Source organism: Mesorhizobium sp. M8A.F.Ca.ET.218.01.1.1, assembly GCF_004791165.1.
Lineage (GTDB): Bacteria > Pseudomonadota > Alphaproteobacteria > Rhizobiales > Rhizobiaceae > Mesorhizobium.
Window position 1 is genome coordinate 572,452 of the sequence record NZ_SRUZ01000001.1, and the last position, 16,671, is coordinate 589,122.

Genomic DNA, 16,671 nt, shown 5'->3' on the forward strand with positions numbered 1-16,671 from the left:
GGCAGATGAACATCAAGGCCGACTTCCCGACGCTCATCGAAGAACTCGATTACGGAACGCCGCAATCGAAGGCTGAGAAACAGGTCACGCTGACCGTCGATGGCCGCAGCATCAGCGTGCCGGAAGGCACGTCGATCATGCGCGCGGCGATGGAGGGCGGGGTCGAAATCCCGAAACTCTGCGCCACGGACATGCTGGACTCCTTCGGTTCCTGCCGCGTCTGCCTCGTCGAGATCGAAGGACGCGGCGGCACGCCGGCTTCCTGCACGACGCCGGTCGGCGAAGGCATGGTGGTGCGTACGCAGTCGGACAGGCTCGACGCCATCCGCCGCGGCGTCATGGAACTCTATGTCTCCGACCATCCTACCGGCTGGAACGAGAAGGCCGGAACCGGCGCCAGCGAGTTCGATGTGGTGGCGAAGTCCGTCGGCCTGACCGAAAACCGCTACGGCGTCGAGGGCCGCAACCACGTCAAGGAAGAAAATGGCGTCGCGCCGGGCCATGGCTCGCTGGCGGTCGACTACATCGCCCGCGACGAATCCAACCCTTATTTCACCTATGATCCGGCGCAATGCATCGTCTGCTCGCGCTGCGTGCGGGCCTGCGAAGAGGTGCAAGGCACTTTCGCGCTGACCATCGAGGGTCGCGGCTTTGAATCGCGCATGGTCGCCGGCATGCACGAGGACTTCATCGCTTCCGAATGCGTGTCCTGCGGCGCCTGCGTGCAAGCCTGCCCGACCGATGCGCTGCGCGAGAAGACCGTGCTCGAAAAGGGCCTGCCGGAGCGCTCCGCCGTCACCACCTGCGCCTATTGCGGCGTCGGCTGCTCGTTCAAGGCCGAAGTGAAGGGCGACGAGGTCATCCGCATGATGCCCTACAAGGAAGGCATGGCAAACCACGGCCATTCCTGCGTCAAGGGCCGCTTCGCCTATGGCTACGCCACGCACAAGGACCGCATCCTGTCGCCGATGATCCGCGAAAAGGTCAGCGATCCCTGGCGCGAAGTGAGCTGGGAAGAGGCGATCGCCCATACGGCCAAGGAATTCCGCCGCATCCAGTACCAGTACGGCCGCACCGCGATCGGCGGCATCACCTCCTCGCGCTGCACGAATGAGGAGACCTATCTCGTCCAGAAACTGGTGCGGCAGGGCTTCCGCAACAACAATGTCGACACCTGCGCGCGCGTCTGCCATTCGCCGACCGGTTACGGCCTCGGCCAGACCTACGGCACCTCGGCCGGTACGCAGGACTTCGATTCCGTCGAATTCACTGACGTCGCCGTCATCATCGGCGCCAATCCGGCTTCCGCGCATCCGGTGTTCGCCTCGCGGCTGAAGAAGCGGCTGCGCCAGGGCGCCAAGCTGATCGTGCTCGATCCGCGCCGCACCGAGATGGTCAAGTCGGCGCATGTCGAAGCCGACTACCATTTGCCGCTGAAGCCCGGCACCAATGTTGCCGTGCTGACGTCGCTGGCGCATGTCATCGTCACCGAGGGCCTTTTCGACGAAGCCTTCATCCGCGAGCGCTGCGACTGGACGGAATTCCAGGACTGGGCATCCTTCGTCGCCCTGCCGGAAAACAGCCCCGAAACCGTGGGCAAGCTGTCCGGCGTCGATCCCGAGCTGATCCGCGGCGCCGCGCGCCTCTACGCCAAGGGCGGCAATGGCGCGATCTATTACGGCCTCGGCGTCACCGAGCACAGCCAAGGCTCGACCACGGTGATGGCGATCGCCAACCTCGCAATGGCCACCGGCAATATCGGCCGCCCGGGCGTCGGCGTGAACCCGCTGCGCGGCCAGAACAACGTGCAGGGCTCGTGCGACATGGGCTCGTTCCCGCATGAGCTGCCGGGCTACCGGCACATTTCGGGCGACGCGGTGCGCGACATCTATGAGAGCCTGTGGGGCGTGAAGCTGGACGACGAACCCGGCCTGCGCATCCCCAACATGCTGGATGCCGCCGTCGACGGCTCCTTCAAGGGCATTTACATCCAGGGCGAGGACATTTTGCAGTCCGATCCCGACACCAAGCATGTCGCCGCCGGCCTTGCCGCCATGGAATGCGTGGTCGTGCACGACCTCTTCCTCAACGAGACGGCGAACTACGCGCACGTCTTCCTGCCCGGCTCGACCTTCCTCGAGAAGGACGGCACCTTCACCAATGCCGAGCGCCGCATCAACATGGTGCGCAAGGTGCTGGAGCCGAAGGCGCGCTACGCCGATTGGGAGGCGACGCAGGAGCTCGCCCGCTCCATCGGTCTCGACTGGAACTATACGCATCCGGCCGAAATCATGGACGAGATCGCCAAGACGACGCCAAGCTTCGCCAATGTCTCCTTCGACCTGCTCGACCGCGTCGGCTCCGTGCAATGGCCCTGCAATGACAAGGCGCCGCTCGGCACGCCGATCATGCATGTCGACGGCTTCGTGCGCGGCAAGGGCAAGTTCATCCGGACCGAATATGTGGCGACGGACGAAAGAACCGGACCGCGCTTCCCGCTGCTGCTGACCACCGGCCGTATCCTCAGCCAGTACAATGTCGGCGCGCAGACACGGCGCACCGAAAACGTGATGTGGCACTCCGAGGATCGGCTGGAAATCCATCCGCACGACGCAGAAAATCGTGGCCTGCGCGATGGCGACTGGGTGCGGCTGACCAGCCGTTCGGGCGAGACGACGCTGCGCGCGCTGATCACTGACCGGGTGTCGCCGGGCGTGGTCTACACCACCTTCCACCATCCCGACACACAGGCCAACGTCATCACGACCGACTTTTCCGACTGGGCGACCAACTGCCCGGAGTACAAGGTGACGGCGGTGCAGGTCGGCGCGTCCAACGGCCCGTCCGAATGGCAGCGCGACTATGACGAACAGGCCAAGCAGAGCCGCCGTATCGCTCCGCTGCAGGCGGCGGAGTAGTCTTGGCCGCGCGCCGCAAAGCGACAACGCAAATTTCGCGGCTGGCGCATCGCGCCAGCGGCACGGCCGCGGCCAACCGCATGGTGCCTGAAGAAACGCCGGTGGCGTTCTCCTTTGCCGGCACCACGCATGCGGTGATGATGGCGAGCCCAGCCGATTTCGAGGATTTCGCGCTCGGCTTTTCGCTGACCGAAGGCATCATCGCCGAGCCAGAAGAGATCGAAGCCATCGAAGTGGAAGATCACGGCGCCGGCATCGACATCCAGATTCGGTTGAAGGACCAGGCCAATACGCGTTTCGAGGCGCGGCGGCGGCGGCTTGCTGGACCGGTCGGCTGCGGGCTCTGCGGCATCGAATCCATCGAGGAAGCAATGCGCTCGGTCGATGCGGTCGGTGCGTCGAAACTTACGCTTGAGGCCGAAGACATCACCCGTTCGGTCAAGCTGTTGTCGAAGGTGCAGCCACTGCATACCGAGACGGGGGCCGTGCACGCCGCCGGTTTCTACGTGCCCGGCAAGGGCGTCGTCATGGCGCGCGAGGATGTCGGTCGCCACAATGCGCTAGACAAGCTGGCGGGCGCGCTGGCCAAGGCCAATATCGATGGCGCATCGGGCGCTGTCGTGGTGACCAGCCGTGTTTCGGTCGAGATGGTGCAGAAGACGGCGGCGATCGGTTCTGCCTTCATCATCGCCGTTTCCGCGCCCACCGCACTTGCCATCCGCACGGCGCAGGACGCCGGCATGACGCTGGTGGCGTTGGTGCGCGGCGACGATTTCGATGTTTTTACCCACCCTGACCGGGTGATCTCCGGAGTTGCCCAGCATGTCGCATGACGAAGACCACATCATGAGCACAAGAGAAAAGCTGGTGCGCATGGCCAACCAGATCGCCGCCTTTTTCCACTCCAGGCCACGCGAGGAAGGCGTTGCCGGCGTCGCCGAGCACATCAACAAGTTCTGGGAGCCGAGGATGCGGCGCCAGTTCTTCGAGATGCTGGACAGCGGCGGTGAGGGGTTCGACGAACTGGTTGTGGTCGCCTCGGCCAGGATCAAGCGGCCGATCACGCCGGCAGAGGCCGATATCAAGCTCGGCCTCAAGGCCTTCCCGGCCGACGTCGCAGCCTCGCAAAAATAGCCGCCGGGCCGCGCCGTTTATATTCCGCGTCGCTAAAGTTTAGGCTGCCGCACCCGGCGCGGCTCTGCTATGGTTGGCGATCAGAAATCGTCAGGCCGGGCGGACAACCTCGTGAGGCCGATCGAGACCCGTTACGCCCTTAGCGGCGAGGTGCGGATCGCCTACCAGGTGGTCGGGCAGGGGTCGTTTGACCTCGTCTTCGTCCCCGGCTTCATTTCCAATCTCGACCTGCATTGGGAAGACGAGGGTTATACCAGACTCTTGCGGCGGCTTTCGGCCTTCTCACGGCTGATCCTGTTCGACAAGCGCGGTACGGGTCTCTCGGACCGCGTCGATGTCCATCACCTGCCCAGCCTCGAGACCCGCATGGATGATGTGCGCGCGGTGATGGACGCGGTCGGCAGCGGCCGTGCCGCATTGCTCGGCGCCTCCGAGGGAGCGCCGCTGGCGATGCTGTTCGCCGCCACCTATCCGGAGCGGACGCGGGCCCTGGCGCTCTATGGCGGCTATGCGCATTTCCACAAATGGGTGATGCCGCCGGAACGCCTCAACGCCTTCATCGTTACGGCCGAGACTGCCTGGGGCACCGGTGCCACCTTGCCGAATTTCGCGCCGGGCCGGGTCGACGACGCGCATTTTACCCAGTGGTGGGCCCGTTTCGAGCGGCTGTCGGCGAGCCCGACGGCAGCGGCGGCGCTCGCGCGAATGAATGCGGAAATCGATATACGTGGAGTGTTGGCGGCGATCAGCGCGCCGACGCTGCTGATCCATCGCCGCAACGATGCGCGGGTCGATCCAGACGCCAGCCGCTTCCTGGCCAGGAAAATCCCGAATGCGCGGCTGGTCGAGATTCCAGGGCGCGACCATCCGATCTGGACCGGCGATGTCGACCGGGTGGCCGACCTGATCGAAGAATTCCTGACCGGCGAGCGCGCCGTGGCAGGAGCCGAGCGCGTCCTGGCCGCGCTTCTGGTGACACGCATCTACGACACTGCACGGCTGGGCGATAGGATGTGGAGCGAACGCAGCGAGCATTTCCACGACACATGGCCGACACTTGTGGCGCGCCATGGCGGGCGCTGCGCGGACATGCACGGCGAAATGATGATTTCGCGCTTCGACGGCCCGGGGCGTGCCTTACGCTGCGCGGCGGCGCTACGCGACGCGGCGCAGCAAATCGGGGTGGCAAGCGCGCAAGGGGCGCATGTCGGCGAGATCGAATCGCGTGGGGCCCCAGCAGGATTGACGGGCCGCGTGACGATACAACTCGCTGCTCACGCAGGGCGCGGCGAGATATTGGCGTCGAGGCTGGTCGCCGATCTGGCAGTCGGCTCGGGACTTCATTTCGTCGATCGCGGGCGTGTCGACATCGACGAGTTGGAGGAGCCGCTGGCGCTCGTACTTGCGATGTCCGAACAGCACCTGGAGCCGGCGTGCCGGCCGAAGACCAGGGCGACCGAGCCGGCTTGCCTGACCACACGCGAGAGCGAAGTCGTGAGTTTGATCGCCGATGGCAAGAGCAATGCGGCGATCGCCGCTGAACTCAGGCTGAGCGAACACACGGTCAAGCGCCACGTCGCCAACATACTGCTCAAGCTCGACCTGCCATCGCGAGCGGCGGCGGCGGCATTTTCCATCAGGCACGCTGGCCCGGACGGGCCATGAGTGCCATGGCGCTTTCGGGCGAAGCGGCCATACCGATGTAAGCGCTATCAATCTCCCCCATGCAGGCCACGCGGATATCACCCGGAAGGCGCTGCGAACGGAGGATGAAATGCCCAAGTCAAAGCTGAATCTCAGATTACTTGTGATCGCGGCAGGCATTGGCGCGCTGTCAACGCTCTCTCCCGCAAAAGCCGAGGATGCATCGGCGACCGCCGCCTACAAGGACATCCAGGCGACGCTCGGCTCGGTGCCGGATATGTTCAAGACACTGCCCGACGTCGCCATCGCCGGCGCCTGGGCCGAGATCAAAGGCGTCCAGCTCAACCCCAAGACCGCGCTCGACGGCAAGACCAAGGAGTTGATGGGGCTCGCGGTCGCGTCGCAGATCCCGTGCCAGTATTGCATCTATTTCCACACCGAAGCCGCCAAGCTCAACGGCGCCAGCGACGAGGAGATCAAGGAGACGATCGCGATGGCGGCAATCGTTCGTCATTGGTCGACAATCCTCAACGGCAGCCAGGTCGATCTCGCGACCTTCAAGAAGCAGACCGACGACGTGTTCGCGGCCGTGAAGGCCAAGTCGCAGTGAAGCCCCCGGCCCGGCGATGAGCGCCGGGTCGCACCTCAAAGCATCAACCGCCCGATCGTGTAGATGGGCATATGGAGGATGAAATGCTGACCAAGACCCAAACGGTGGACGGCGCGGCGATAAAAAAGGCGATCGAAGGCCGTGACGGAAAGATGCTGTCGAGCTTCTATGCCGACGATGCGCTGGTGCGGGTGATCGACCGCAACAACCCGCCGAGCAAGCCACGCGAAATCCGTGGGCGCGCGGCGATCACGACGTTCTGGGACGATATCTGCAGCCGGGCGATGACCCACAAGGTCGACACCACCATCGCCAACGGCGACAGCCTCGCCTTCACCCAGGCCTGCGCCTATCCGGACGGCACGAAAGTGTTCGCCGCGGCGATGCTGGAACTCAAGAACGGGCAGATCGCACGGCAGACCGTCGTGCAGGCCTGGGACGAGTAGATCAACCGCGGGCTCACCGCAATCTCGGAGGAGAACCAACATGTTCAGCGCCAGATGGCAGATCGACGCCAGGTTCGGACACAAGCAGACCGTGCTCGAACTGCTCAGAAAATGGGAACGCGAGATCGGTTCGCAGGTCGGCCTCGCCGACCTCAAATTCCAGATCATGACCGGATCGATCGGCGCGCATGAAGCGACCGTCGAGTCGCACCACGAGGTCGAGAGCCTCGCCCAGCTGGAGGCGTTCTTCGCCAAGATCGGCAGGATCGACGCGCACGCCAAATGGGGCAAGGAGATGGAGCCCTATGTCGTGTCGGGCACCAGCCTGTGGAACATTTATCGCATCGTGGAGTAGGCAAACGCGTCCGCACCTCTCCCCTTGCGGGAGAGGTCGGATTGCCCCGATTTGTCCTTCACAAATCGGTTGGCAATCCGGGTGAGGGGTAAGTTGGCGCCAAGCTGGAACGCCCCTCATCCGTCTTGCCGCTTCGCGACAAGCCACCTTCTCCCACAAGGGGAGAAGGGAAAGTGGCCACCGCCCGGCCCTTCGCTATGGCTCCGGGCGTTCGTCGCTCGAAAAGCCCCTTTAGGGGCTTTTCGTCCGCAGCGCGGACCGCTCCTCACCCATGCGCAACCATCACATGGCGCACGGCGGTATAGTCCTCCAGCGCATAGAGTGACATGTCCTTGCCGTAGCCGGACTGTTTCAGGCCGCCATGCGGCATCTCGTTGGTCAGCATGAAGTGGGTGTTGATCCAGGTGCAGCCATATTGCAGGCGTGCCGCTGTCGCCATGGCGCGCGAGACGTCCTTCGTCCACACCGACGAGGCCAGGCCGTAGTCGCTGTCGTTGGCCCAGTTCACCGCCTCGTCGACATCCGTGAAACGAGTGATCGAGACGACCGGGCCGAACACTTCCCGGCGCACGATCTCGTCTTCCTGTAGTGCCCCGGCAACGACCGTCGGCTGGTAGTAGAAGCCGGTGCCCTCGCCCGGCTTGCCGCCGGTGGTGATCTCGATGTGTTTCAGTTCCGAAGCGCGCTCGACGAAGCTCGATACGCGGTCGCGCTGGCGGCGCGAGATCAGCGGCCCGATCTCGTTCTCGGTGTCGTCTGATAGATTGTACTTGATGGTCGAGACGGCGGAAGAAAGATCGGCGACAAGCTTGTCGTAGATTTTCTTGCCGGCATAGATGCGGCAGGCCGCTGTGCAGTCCTGGCCGGCATTGTAGTAGCCGAAGGCGCGCAGGCCGTTGACGACGGCGCCAAGGTCGGCGTCGTCGAAGACGATGACCGGCGCTTTGCCGCCGAGTTCCAGATGCGTGCGCTTGACCGATTTGGCGGCGGCCTGCAGTACCTTCTTGCCGGTGGCGACGTCGCCGGTGATCGAGATCATATTGACCTTGGGGTGATTGATCAGCGTGTTGCCGACGCTGTCGCCCCGGCCGAGCACGACATTGACGACGCCCTCGGGAAGCACGTCGGCCAGAATCCTGGCCAGCTTCAACGTCGTCAGCGGTGTCTGTTCCGACGGCTTGAAGACCACGGTGTTGCCGCCGGCAATCGCCGGCGCCAGCTTCCAGGCCATCATCATCAGCGGATAGTTCCAAGGCGCGATCGAAGCGACGATGCCGATCGCGTCGCGCCGCACCATCGAGGTGTGGCCCGGCAGATATTCGCCCGCGACGACGCCGGGCATGGATCGCACCGCACCGGCGAAGAAGCGGTAGCAGTCGACGATGGCCGGGATTTCGTCATTGAGCACGGCGTTGATCGGCTTGCCGCAGTTCAGCGCTTCGAGCGTGGCGAACTCCCTGGCCTCGGCTTCGATGCGGTCGGCGATTTTGAGCAGGTAGCCGGAGCGTTGCGCCGGCGTGGTGCGCGACCACGAGACGAACGCTTGTTTGGCGGCCGCCACGGCGGCCTCGATCTGTGCCTGGCTGGCTTCCGGCAGGTTGAGAATGGTCGCCCCGGTCTTCGGATTGAGGATCGGCTCGTCGGTCTCGGTGCCCTTTTCGAATTTCGAGCCGATCAGCATCTGGGTGTCCATCAGATTTCTCCCTTGGAAGGAGCGAATGAGGAGCAGCGAATAGCGAGCAGGGTTTGGCTGTCGATTTCTGCTACTCGCTACTCCCTATTCGCTTTTTTTCATTTCCCGCTTCCGGCGATCTGGTCGCCGTCGCGGGTCAGGTAGTAGGCAAAAAGGATCGGCAGCAGCGTCACCAGCACGACGACCATGGCCACGACATTGGTGACCGGTCGCTGGCGCGGGCGGATCAGTTCCTCCAGCATCCAGATCGGCACGGTCTGCTGCTGGCCGGCGGTGAAGGTGGTGACGATGACCTCATCGAAGGACAGCGCGAAGGCCAGCATACCGCCGGCAAGCAGTGCCGTGGCGATGTTGGGCAGCACGACATGCCTGAAGGTCTGGAAGCCGTCGGCGCCGAGATCCATCGAAGCTTCGATCATCGAACCCGAGGTGCGGCGGAACCGGGCGACCGCATTGTTGTAGACCACGACCACGCAGAAAGTGGCGTGGCCGAGCACGATCGTCCAGAACGAGAACGGAATGTCGGCCAGCGCAAAGGCCGAGCGCAGCGCGATGCCGGTGATGATGCCGGGCAGCGCGATCGGGAGGATGACCAGCAGCGAGATGGTTTCGCGGCCGAAGAATTTCGTTCGCGACACGGCGGCGGCGCACAGCGTGCCGAGCACCAGCGCAATCGTGGTCGAGATGGCGGCGACGCGGACCGACAGTGACAGCGCTTGCCAGACATCGGGTCGGTTCCAGGTGACGGCGAACCATTGCGTGGTCAAGCCCGGCGGCGGCCAGACGAAGCTCTTCTCCTCGGTGGTGAAGGCATAGACGAAGATCAGGAGGATCGGCAGATGCAGGAAGAGCAGGCCGCAGGCGGCCGCGATCTTCAGGCCAAGGGGAGCCGACTGGCTGCGGTCAGAGCGCATCGAAGGCCCCCATGCGCTTGGCGCCCCAGAGGTAGAAACCCATGATGACGATGGGCACCACGGTGAAGGCGGCGGCGAGCGGGATGTTGCCGGCGGTACCTTGCTGCGAATAGACGGCCTGGCCGATGAACAGGCGCGAGGTGCCGATGATCTGCGGGATGATGTAGTCGCCCAGCGTCAGTGAGAAGGTGAAGATCGAGCCGGCGACGATGCCGGGCAGCGCCAGCGGGAACAGCACGTTGCGGAAGGTCTGGCCGGGCGAGGCGCCGAGATCGGACGAGGCCTCGACCAGATTGCCGGGCACGCGCTCGAGGGCCGCCTGCACCGGCAGGATCATGAAGGGCAGCCAGACATAGACGAAGACGATGAAGGTGCCGGTAAAGGACACCGACAGCGAATTGCCGCCGACCACGGGCAGCGAGAGCCAGCTATCGAGCAGCCACAGCAGGTGCAGCTTGGCGAGCAGCCAGGTCAAAATGCCTTCCTTGGCCAGGATCAGCTTCCAGGCATAAATCTTGACCAGATAGCTCGACCACAGCGGCAGCATGACGCCGAGATAGAACAGCGCTTTCCAGCGGCCGCGCGCGTAACGCGCGGCATAGTAGGCTATGGGGAAGGCGACGATAGCCGAGGCCAGTGTGACCAGTGCCGCCATCGTCACCGTGCGCAGGATGATGTCGAGATTGGCGGCCTGCAACAGGTCGCCATAGGTCTTCAGCGTGAACTGCCGGTTGATGAGGCCGGAGAACTCGTCGATGGAGAAGAAGCTCTGCGCCAACAGCGCGAACAGCGAGCCGATATAGACGATGCCGAGCCACAGAACCGGCGGCAGCAGCATGAGCAGCAGCAGGAGCTGCGGTCGGCGCCAGAACAGGTCCGACAGCGCGCCGCGCAGGCCGCCGCTGCCGGGCAGGATGGCTGGGGCGGGATTGGCGTTGAGGGCGGCGATGGTCATGGGACCACCCTGTGGCAGTGGGGCTTATAGGAGAGGCAGCGATCCTTCACGCCCCCCTCTGTCCTGCCGGACATCTCCCCCACGAGGGGGGAGATTGGCAGCTTCAGCGCCTCGCTCATTCCCGCAACGTTGCTGATTGGCGAAAGCAGTCGCGACATCCAATCTCCCCCCTCGTGGGGGAGATGGCCGGCAGGCCAGAGGGGGGCGCCGTAGAGCGCCACGCTGGAGACTCTAATCGCGCAAACCTTCATCATGCCGGCTCGTCCATCAGATGCAGATGCTCGCGATTGAAGGTGAGCACAACAGCCTCGCCTTCCCTAGGCAGCACTGTCCCCGCCGGCACGACGGCGTGCAGCTTCAACCCGTCGGCATCGAGCGCCAGCCTGGTGGTGGCGCCGAGATAGTTGGTCGAGACGAGACGCGCGGCCACGCCCTCGCCGCTCGCGGCGCGGCCGACGCGAATGGATTCGGGCCTGAGACTCCCCCAGCGGTGCTGGCCGGAATAACGCTGGACGAAGTCCGGCGGCAGCACGTTGGACGAGCCGACGAAATCGGCGACGAAGCGCGTGCTTGGGCGCTGATAGATGTCTTCCGGCGTGCCGATCTGCATGATCCTGCCGTCATTGAAGACGGCGACGCGGTCGGCCATCGACAGTGCCTCGCCCTGGTCGTGGGTGACGAAGACGAAGGTGATGCCGAGCGCCTTCTGCAGTGATTTCAGCTCCTCCTGCATGTTTTCGCGCAGTTTGAGGTCGAGCGCGCCGAGCGGCTCGTCGAGCAGCAGCACCTTGGGCTGGTTGACCAGCGCACGCGCCAGCGCGACACGCTGGCGCTGGCCGCCGGAGAGCTGGCCGGGCCGGCGCGCGCCGTAGCCGGGCAGCCGCACCAGTGACAAGGCTTCTTCCGCCGCCTTGTGCCGCTCGGCCTTGCCGACGCGCTTGACCATCAGTCCGTAGGCGACGTTGTCGAGCACATTGAGGTGCGGGAACAGCGCATAGTCCTGGAACACTGTGTTGACGTTGCGGCGATAGGGCGGCACGCCCTCGGCGCGCTCGCCGAAGATCGAGATGGAACCCGCCGTCGGCTGCTCAAAGCCGGCGATGAGACGCAGGCACGTCGTCTTGCCCGAACCCGATGGCCCCAGCATGGCGAAGAATTCGCCGGGCGCAATGTCGAGGTCGACCGCGTCGACAGCGTGAACACTGCCGAAATGGCGCGAGACTTTTTGAAAGGAAACGGCTGGGGTCATTGGGTGTCCTGATCTGTCAGGCTCGTCAAAAATTTCGGGGCGTTGGCGCTGCCCCTCATCCGCCTGCCGGCACCTTCTCCCCGTAATAGGGACGGGGAGAAGGGACGCGCTTCAACGCTGACGGTCCCCTCTCCCCGTTCTTCACGGGGAGAGGGTAAGGGTGAGGGGCAGCGTCAACTTATCAATAGATGCGCGGCGAAAATCACCGTCCGCCGATGACGCCGATATAATCCGACACCCAGCGATAGTAAGGCACGCACTGATCATTCTGGGTGACGCATTTCGAGACCGGCGTCTTCCAGAACTTGATCTTGTCGAAATTGTCGTAGCCGTTGGTCTTGCAGCCTTCCTCGCCGAGCAACTCGTTGCCCTTGCAGGCGGCGGGCACTACCGGCAGCGAGCCGAACCAGGCCGAGACATCGCCCTGCACCTTCGGCGCCAGCGAATGCTCTAGCCACATATAGGCGCAGTTCGGGTGCGCCGCGTCGGCTTCCATCATGGTTGTGTCGGCCCAGCCGGTGACGCCTTCTTCCGGCACGGTCGAGGCAACCGGCTTCTTGGCGGCAACCAGCGTGTTGACCTGGTAAGGCCACGAGCCCGAAGCAACCACGCCTTCGTTCTGGAAGTCATCGACCTGGATGGCGGCGTCATGCCAGTAGCGGCCGACCAGCGTGCGCTGGACGCGCAGCAATTCGAGCGCCGCCTTGTACTGGTCCTCGTTCAATTCGTAGGGATCCTTGATGCCGAGTTCCGGCTTGTGGAACATCAGGTAGTTGGCGGCATCGGCGATGTGGATCGGTCCGTCATAGGCCTGGACACGGCCCTTGTTGGACTTGCCATCCGGCAGCTTCATTTCCTCGAAAACGACATTCCAGCTCTTCGGCGCTTCCTTGAACACCTCGGTGTTGTACATCAGGATGTTCGGACCCCACTGATAGGGAACGCCGTAATGCACTTTGTCGACGGTGAACCAGGGCGCGTCCTTGAGCCGGTCGTCGACCGTCTTCCAGCTCGCGATGAGATCGGTGTTGATCGGCTGCACGCGCTTGCCAGCGACGAGGCGCAACGAGGCATCGCCCGAAGCGGTGACGAGGTCGAAGCCGCCCTCGTTCATCAGCGACACCATCTCATCGGATGTGTTGGCGGTCTTGACGTTGACCTTGCAGCCACTCTCCTTCTCGAAGGCGGTGACCCAGTCATAGCCCTTGTCGGTCTCGCCGCGCTCGATATAGCCCGGCCAGGCAACGATGTTGACCTGGCCTTCGCCCTTGCCCAGTTCCTTGACCTGGGCAACGGCCTGACCGGAGAAGGTCAGCGCGACCGTCAGCGCAGTGCATGACTTCAGGAATGAATTCATCATCAATCTCCCATTTTGGCGCGTGACCCTGAAACCGCTCCGGTTTTCGCCAGATCACGCGCGGACTGAAAAACGTGCCAGTTCGTCCAATGGACTGATGCCGCTCTGATGGCGGCTTTGGTCGCTGAACCGAAGGTGCTTGGAAAATACCGGTTTCGCAAATTCATTTGTCAGAAGGGTGATATCGGTTTTTCCGATAGATCGCCGCGGATCAGGTCCGCTGGCGGACCGTCCGTTGCGACTGGGCAAGCCCGATGAAGTCGCGCGCCGCCTGCGGCAGGCTGGAGCCGCGCCGCCAGACCATGCCGACCTGCACCACCGGCAAGGCACCGGAAATGTCGCGCGATTCGATGCGGTCGCCTTCCAGCGACCAGGGCCGGTAGACGAGATCGGGCAGCAGCGCCACGCCGGCGCCGGTGGCGACGAGGCTGCGCACGGCTTCCACGGAACGGGTGCGGAAGGCGACGTGCGGCCTGGCGCCGATCGCCGTCAGCAGCTTGCCGGTGTTCTCCTCGATCTCGTCGACGGTGAGCATGATCAGCGGTTCAGAGGCGATATCGCCGATGCCGATGATGTCGGCGCCAGCCAAGGGATGGCCGAGCGGCAGCCACAGCCGATAGGCCGAGACTTCGAGGATTTCCGATTGCAGGGCAGTGCGGTCGCGCAAATTGGAGGTGACCATGACGGCAATGTCGAGCTTGCCGCCGATCAGCAAATGTTCGAGGTAGTCGCCATTGTCCTCTATGGCCGATACCTCGACGCCGGGATAGGCGCGGCGGTAGCGGGAAAGCAGATCCGACAGCACATAGCCGGCGACCAGAGAGGTGACGCCGAGCTGCAGCCGGCCACCGGCGACGGCCTGTTCGCCGGAAAAAGAGCGGCGGGCGTCGGATACGTCGGCGAGGATCTTTGTCGCGTGACGCAGGAACTGGTGGCCCTTGTGGGTGATGTTGAGGCCGCGCGGATGGCGCTCGAACAGTTCGACGCCGAGATCGCTTTCAAGTTCCTTGATCGCTTCGGTGACCGACGATTGCGAGATGGAGAGGTTTTGCGCCGCGCGCGACACCGTGCCTTGCTCGGCGACGGCGACGAAGAACTGCAACTGGCGGATGGTGAAGGCCATGGCCGGACTAAACACCGGCAGGCAAGCGAAGGAAAGCCGACCGCGGAGCTTATCCCATGACCCGGTGTGCACGTTCAGCCGAGCATCAGCGTGATGCGGCGTCGCCATGTCGGGCCATAGCGCAGCGCAAGCATGAAGGCCGTCTCCAGCGCCACGACGATGACGATGATGCGCAAGCCCACCGTGAAAGAATCCTGGCCGCTGCCGTGCATGAGATAGCCGGTCAGGAGAAAGCCCGCATTCCATATGGTGGCGCCAAGCAGCGTCGCGGCCGCGAAAGGCAAGGCAGGCAGACACAGCGCGCCAGCTGCGATCGGCAGGTAATTGCGCACGGTCGGGATGAACTGCGCCAGCAAGGATACCCTGACATGATTGCGGCGATAGGCCTGGCCAAGCTTGCGATAGGTTTCGGGGCGCAGGAAGACATATCTGCCGGCTCGTCCGATCAGCCTGTCGGCGCGGTCGAACCCGATCCGGCGGCCGACCCCATACCAGACAAGACAGCCGGTGAAGGAGGCGGAAGTCGTCACCGCCAACAGGATCGCCAGCGACGCACCGTCAGGCGCCGCCGTCATGCCGAGAAACAGCAGCAACACGTGCGAGGGCGGAACCGGCAGGATCTTCTCGGTGAAGGCAAGGCAAAAGACGCCGAACAGGCCGAAGCCGAGAATGACCGACAATGGTCCCGTCATGCGAAGCGCCAGTCATAGGTTCCGGCTGGCTTGATTCTGGCGATGCGATAGACCGTCGCCGGCGGGAAATTGCGGAACGTATGACCAACCCGCGTGACCTCGAGATCGAGCCGGTCGAGCAGCGACTGGTCGAACGGACAGCGCCGTCCGAGCGTGAACTGATAGAGGGCTCCGCCGGGACGAAGGTTCGCGAAAACACCTTCGAGAATGGCGAGCGTCTTGCGCGGCGAAATCAGCCGGAAAGGCAAGCCGCTGACGGCAGCGCCAATCACCGGCCGGTGGAAGAGCGACAGATGGCGCAGGCCGACAGCATCCATTTCAAAAATCCGGGCGGCAGGAAAACGACGCATGAGCAGCGCGGCGAAATCCGGATCGGATTCTATCAGCATCAAATCTTCCTCCTTCACCCCGCGCGACAGCAGCGCCCGTGTGAAAGGACCTGTTCCTGGACCGAGCTCCAGCACGGGGCCTGTCTCAGGTCCGATGTCACGGGTCATCAATACCGCCAGGCTGGAGCTGGACGGCGTGACGGAGCCGACCCTGAACGGCGCGACGGTCCACGCCATGAGAAAAGACAGAGCATCATTTGCGGGCATGGTAACCTCAATCCGAGACAACAGCACGCCAACCAGTCTGGTGTGCCACCTGATTTCGCGTCAGCGTCATTTCGCTTCAACGTCGGGCCCGACCTGTTGCATATTCGGGCCCGACGCCTTCACGCCGGCATGGGCGATTCGTGCCGACCGGCGCTGTTTGCCGCGACTGGGTTGCATAGACATTGCGCAATCTCGGAGAGCCAAAGAAAGCGCCTGTCGACCCCGGCCGTTCGGCTTTGCCATGTTTGCGCAATGTTGGCGCGGTAGCGCCCGAAGCTGTTGCCGTTGCTGGAGAACTGTCGATGCGAATCTTGCTGGTCGAGGACGAGCCCGAAATGGTCTCTGCCTTACGTGCCGCGCTGAAGCGCCACGACATGGTGGTCGATCATGCCGGCACGCTCATCGAAGCCGAAGGCTTCGTCGCCGCCGACAGCTACGACGCGATCCTGCTCGACCGCCAGTTGCCGGATGGCGACGGGCTGTCGCTGGTGCCCAGATTGCGTTCGGCCAAGAACACCACGCCAGTGCTGATGCTGACGGCGAGAGGCGACACAGCGGACAAGGTCGATGGGCTGGACATGGGCGCGGACGACTATCTGGCAAAACCATTCGCCTTCGAGGAATTGCTTGCCCGGTTGCGCGCGCTGCTCAGGCGTCCGGCACCGATGCAGTCGCAATTCATCCGCGCCGGCGACCTGGTGCTCGACGTCGGGCATCGCGAAGCGTCGATCCGTGCCGAACCGCTCAGCCTGCCGCGGCGCGAACTCCTGGTGCTGGAGGCGCTGATGCGCCGGACCGGTCGCATGGTGCAGCGCGAGGCGCTGATGGAGGCGGTGTTCGGCCTCGACGACGAGATCCAGTCCAACGCGCTCGACACCCACGTCTCGCGCCTGCGCCGCAAACTCGCCGATGCCGATGCCGGCGTGACGATCAATGGCATTCGCGGCGTCGGCTATCTCCTGCGCGAAACGACATGAGCGCCGAG

General features: G+C 63.9%; 16 protein-coding genes. 8 read left to right on the forward strand and 8 right to left on the reverse strand.

Going from position 1 to position 16,671, the window contains the following annotated elements:
* Positions 1–5: 5 nt before the first annotated feature.
* The 7 genes from fdhF to EN861_RS02795 all read left to right on the forward strand — a co-directional run bounded on the left by fdhF (position 6) and on the right by EN861_RS02795 (position 7,107).
* Entirely contained in the window at positions 6–2,918 is a 2,913-nt protein-coding gene (gene fdhF / locus EN861_RS02765; protein WP_135862218.1) for a formate dehydrogenase subunit alpha, read from the forward strand.
* A gap of 2 nt (positions 2,919–2,920) precedes the next feature.
* Positions 2,921–3,751 (forward strand): formate dehydrogenase accessory sulfurtransferase FdhD, encoded by an 831-nt coding sequence (fdhD, locus tag EN861_RS02770; RefSeq protein WP_135862220.1) that lies wholly within the window; start codon positions 2,921–2,923, stop codon positions 3,749–3,751.
* Positions 3,741–4,052: a formate dehydrogenase subunit delta gene (locus EN861_RS02775; RefSeq protein WP_135862222.1), complete on the forward strand. Its 312-nt coding sequence runs from the start codon at positions 3,741–3,743 to the stop codon at positions 4,050–4,052. The genes fdhD and EN861_RS02775 overlap by 11 nt, the downstream gene beginning before the upstream one ends.
* 111 nt (positions 4,053–4,163) lie before the next feature.
* The gene (locus EN861_RS02780; RefSeq protein ID WP_135862224.1) at positions 4,164–5,717 is read left to right on the forward strand and encodes an alpha/beta fold hydrolase; all 1,554 of its coding nucleotides are present in this window, start codon (positions 4,164–4,166) and stop codon (positions 5,715–5,717) included.
* A gap of 109 nt (positions 5,718–5,826) precedes the next feature.
* The gene (locus EN861_RS02785) at positions 5,827–6,306 is read left to right on the forward strand and encodes a carboxymuconolactone decarboxylase family protein (protein ID WP_135862227.1); all 480 of its coding nucleotides are present in this window, start codon (positions 5,827–5,829) and stop codon (positions 6,304–6,306) included.
* Positions 6,307–6,389: 83 nt separating this feature from the next.
* Complete coding sequence (locus EN861_RS02790; protein ID WP_135862229.1) at positions 6,390–6,752, forward strand: nuclear transport factor 2 family protein; 363 nt, start codon at positions 6,390–6,392, stop codon at positions 6,750–6,752.
* A 40-nt stretch (positions 6,753–6,792) separates the two neighbouring features.
* Entirely contained in the window at positions 6,793–7,107 is a 315-nt protein-coding gene (locus EN861_RS02795; protein ID WP_135862232.1) for a hypothetical protein, read from the forward strand.
* Between the two features lie 265 nt (positions 7,108–7,372).
* Here EN861_RS02795 and EN861_RS02800 read toward each other — a convergent pair whose 3' ends face one another.
* The 8 genes from EN861_RS02800 to EN861_RS02840 form a co-directional block, all read right to left on the reverse strand.
* Positions 7,373–8,800 (reverse strand): gamma-aminobutyraldehyde dehydrogenase, encoded by a 1,428-nt coding sequence (locus tag EN861_RS02800; RefSeq protein ID WP_135862234.1) that lies wholly within the window; start codon positions 8,798–8,800, stop codon positions 7,373–7,375.
* 98 nt (positions 8,801–8,898) lie between these two features.
* A complete protein-coding gene (locus EN861_RS02805; RefSeq protein WP_127279628.1) occupies positions 8,899–9,714 on the reverse strand; it encodes an ABC transporter permease in 816 nt (271 codons plus the stop codon).
* Complete coding sequence (locus tag EN861_RS02810) at positions 9,704–10,669, reverse strand: ABC transporter permease (protein WP_127279627.1); 966 nt, start codon at positions 10,667–10,669, stop codon at positions 9,704–9,706. Before EN861_RS02810 ends, EN861_RS02805 begins: the two co-directional genes overlap by 11 nt.
* Before the next feature lie 250 nt (positions 10,670–10,919).
* On the reverse strand, positions 10,920–11,918 hold the full coding sequence (locus EN861_RS02820) for an ABC transporter ATP-binding protein (RefSeq protein WP_135862237.1): 999 nt from the start codon (positions 11,916–11,918) through the stop codon (positions 10,920–10,922).
* A 202-nt stretch (positions 11,919–12,120) separates the two neighbouring features.
* Complete coding sequence (locus EN861_RS02825; RefSeq protein WP_135862241.1) at positions 12,121–13,275, reverse strand: ABC transporter substrate-binding protein; 1,155 nt, start codon at positions 13,273–13,275, stop codon at positions 12,121–12,123.
* A 211-nt stretch (positions 13,276–13,486) separates the two neighbouring features.
* Entirely contained in the window at positions 13,487–14,398 is a 912-nt protein-coding gene (locus tag EN861_RS02830; RefSeq protein ID WP_127280134.1) for a LysR substrate-binding domain-containing protein, read from the reverse strand.
* Between the two features lie 74 nt (positions 14,399–14,472).
* Positions 14,473–15,090, reverse strand: a complete 618-nt coding sequence (locus EN861_RS02835) for a DedA family protein (protein ID WP_135862242.1) — start codon at positions 15,088–15,090, stop codon at positions 14,473–14,475.
* Positions 15,087–15,587 carry a phospholipid methyltransferase gene (locus EN861_RS02840; RefSeq protein WP_245511983.1) on the reverse strand — a complete coding sequence of 167 codons (501 nt, stop codon included), beginning with the start codon at positions 15,585–15,587 and terminating at the stop codon, positions 15,087–15,089. Before EN861_RS02840 ends, EN861_RS02835 begins: the two co-directional genes overlap by 4 nt.
* 401 nt (positions 15,588–15,988) lie before the next feature.
* Between EN861_RS02840 and EN861_RS02845 the strand changes: the two genes are divergently transcribed.
* Positions 15,989–16,663: a response regulator transcription factor gene (locus tag EN861_RS02845; protein WP_127280137.1), complete on the forward strand. Its 675-nt coding sequence runs from the start codon at positions 15,989–15,991 to the stop codon at positions 16,661–16,663.
* The last annotated feature ends 8 nt before the right edge of the window (positions 16,664–16,671 follow it).

Bases quoted from the DNA above. Each gene is read 5' to 3' on its own strand.
- EN861_RS02785 (WP_135862227.1), top strand. From the start codon at position 5,827: ATGCCCAAGTCAAAGCTGAATCTCAGATTACTTGTGATCGCGGCAGGC.
- EN861_RS02775 (WP_135862222.1), top strand. From the start codon at position 3,741: ATGTCGCATGACGAAGACCACATCATGAGCACAAGAGAAAAGCTGGTG.
- EN861_RS02805 (WP_127279628.1), bottom strand. From the start codon at position 9,714: ATGCGCTCTGACCGCAGCCAGTCGGCTCCCCTTGGCCTGAAGATCGCG.
- EN861_RS02795 (WP_135862232.1), top strand. From the start codon at position 6,793: ATGTTCAGCGCCAGATGGCAGATCGACGCCAGGTTCGGACACAAGCAG.
- EN861_RS02790 (WP_135862229.1), top strand. From the start codon at position 6,390: ATGCTGACCAAGACCCAAACGGTGGACGGCGCGGCGATAAAAAAGGCG.
- EN861_RS02800 (WP_135862234.1), bottom strand. From the start codon at position 8,800: ATGGACACCCAGATGCTGATCGGCTCGAAATTCGAAAAGGGCACCGAG.
- fdhF (WP_135862218.1), top strand. From the start codon at position 6: ATGAACATCAAGGCCGACTTCCCGACGCTCATCGAAGAACTCGATTAC.
- EN861_RS02810 (WP_127279627.1), bottom strand. From the start codon at position 10,669: ATGACCATCGCCGCCCTCAACGCCAATCCCGCCCCAGCCATCCTGCCC.
- EN861_RS02840 (WP_245511983.1), bottom strand. From the start codon at position 15,587: ATGACCCGTGACATCGGACCTGAGACAGGCCCCGTGCTGGAGCTCGGT.
- EN861_RS02845 (WP_127280137.1), top strand. From the start codon at position 15,989: ATGCGAATCTTGCTGGTCGAGGACGAGCCCGAAATGGTCTCTGCCTTA.
- EN861_RS02820 (WP_135862237.1), bottom strand. From the start codon at position 11,918: ATGACCCCAGCCGTTTCCTTTCAAAAAGTCTCGCGCCATTTCGGCAGT.
- EN861_RS02825 (WP_135862241.1), bottom strand. From the start codon at position 13,275: ATGAATTCATTCCTGAAGTCATGCACTGCGCTGACGGTCGCGCTGACC.
- EN861_RS02835 (WP_135862242.1), bottom strand. From the start codon at position 15,090: ATGACGGGACCATTGTCGGTCATTCTCGGCTTCGGCCTGTTCGGCGTC.
- EN861_RS02830 (WP_127280134.1), bottom strand. From the start codon at position 14,398: ATGGCCTTCACCATCCGCCAGTTGCAGTTCTTCGTCGCCGTCGCCGAG.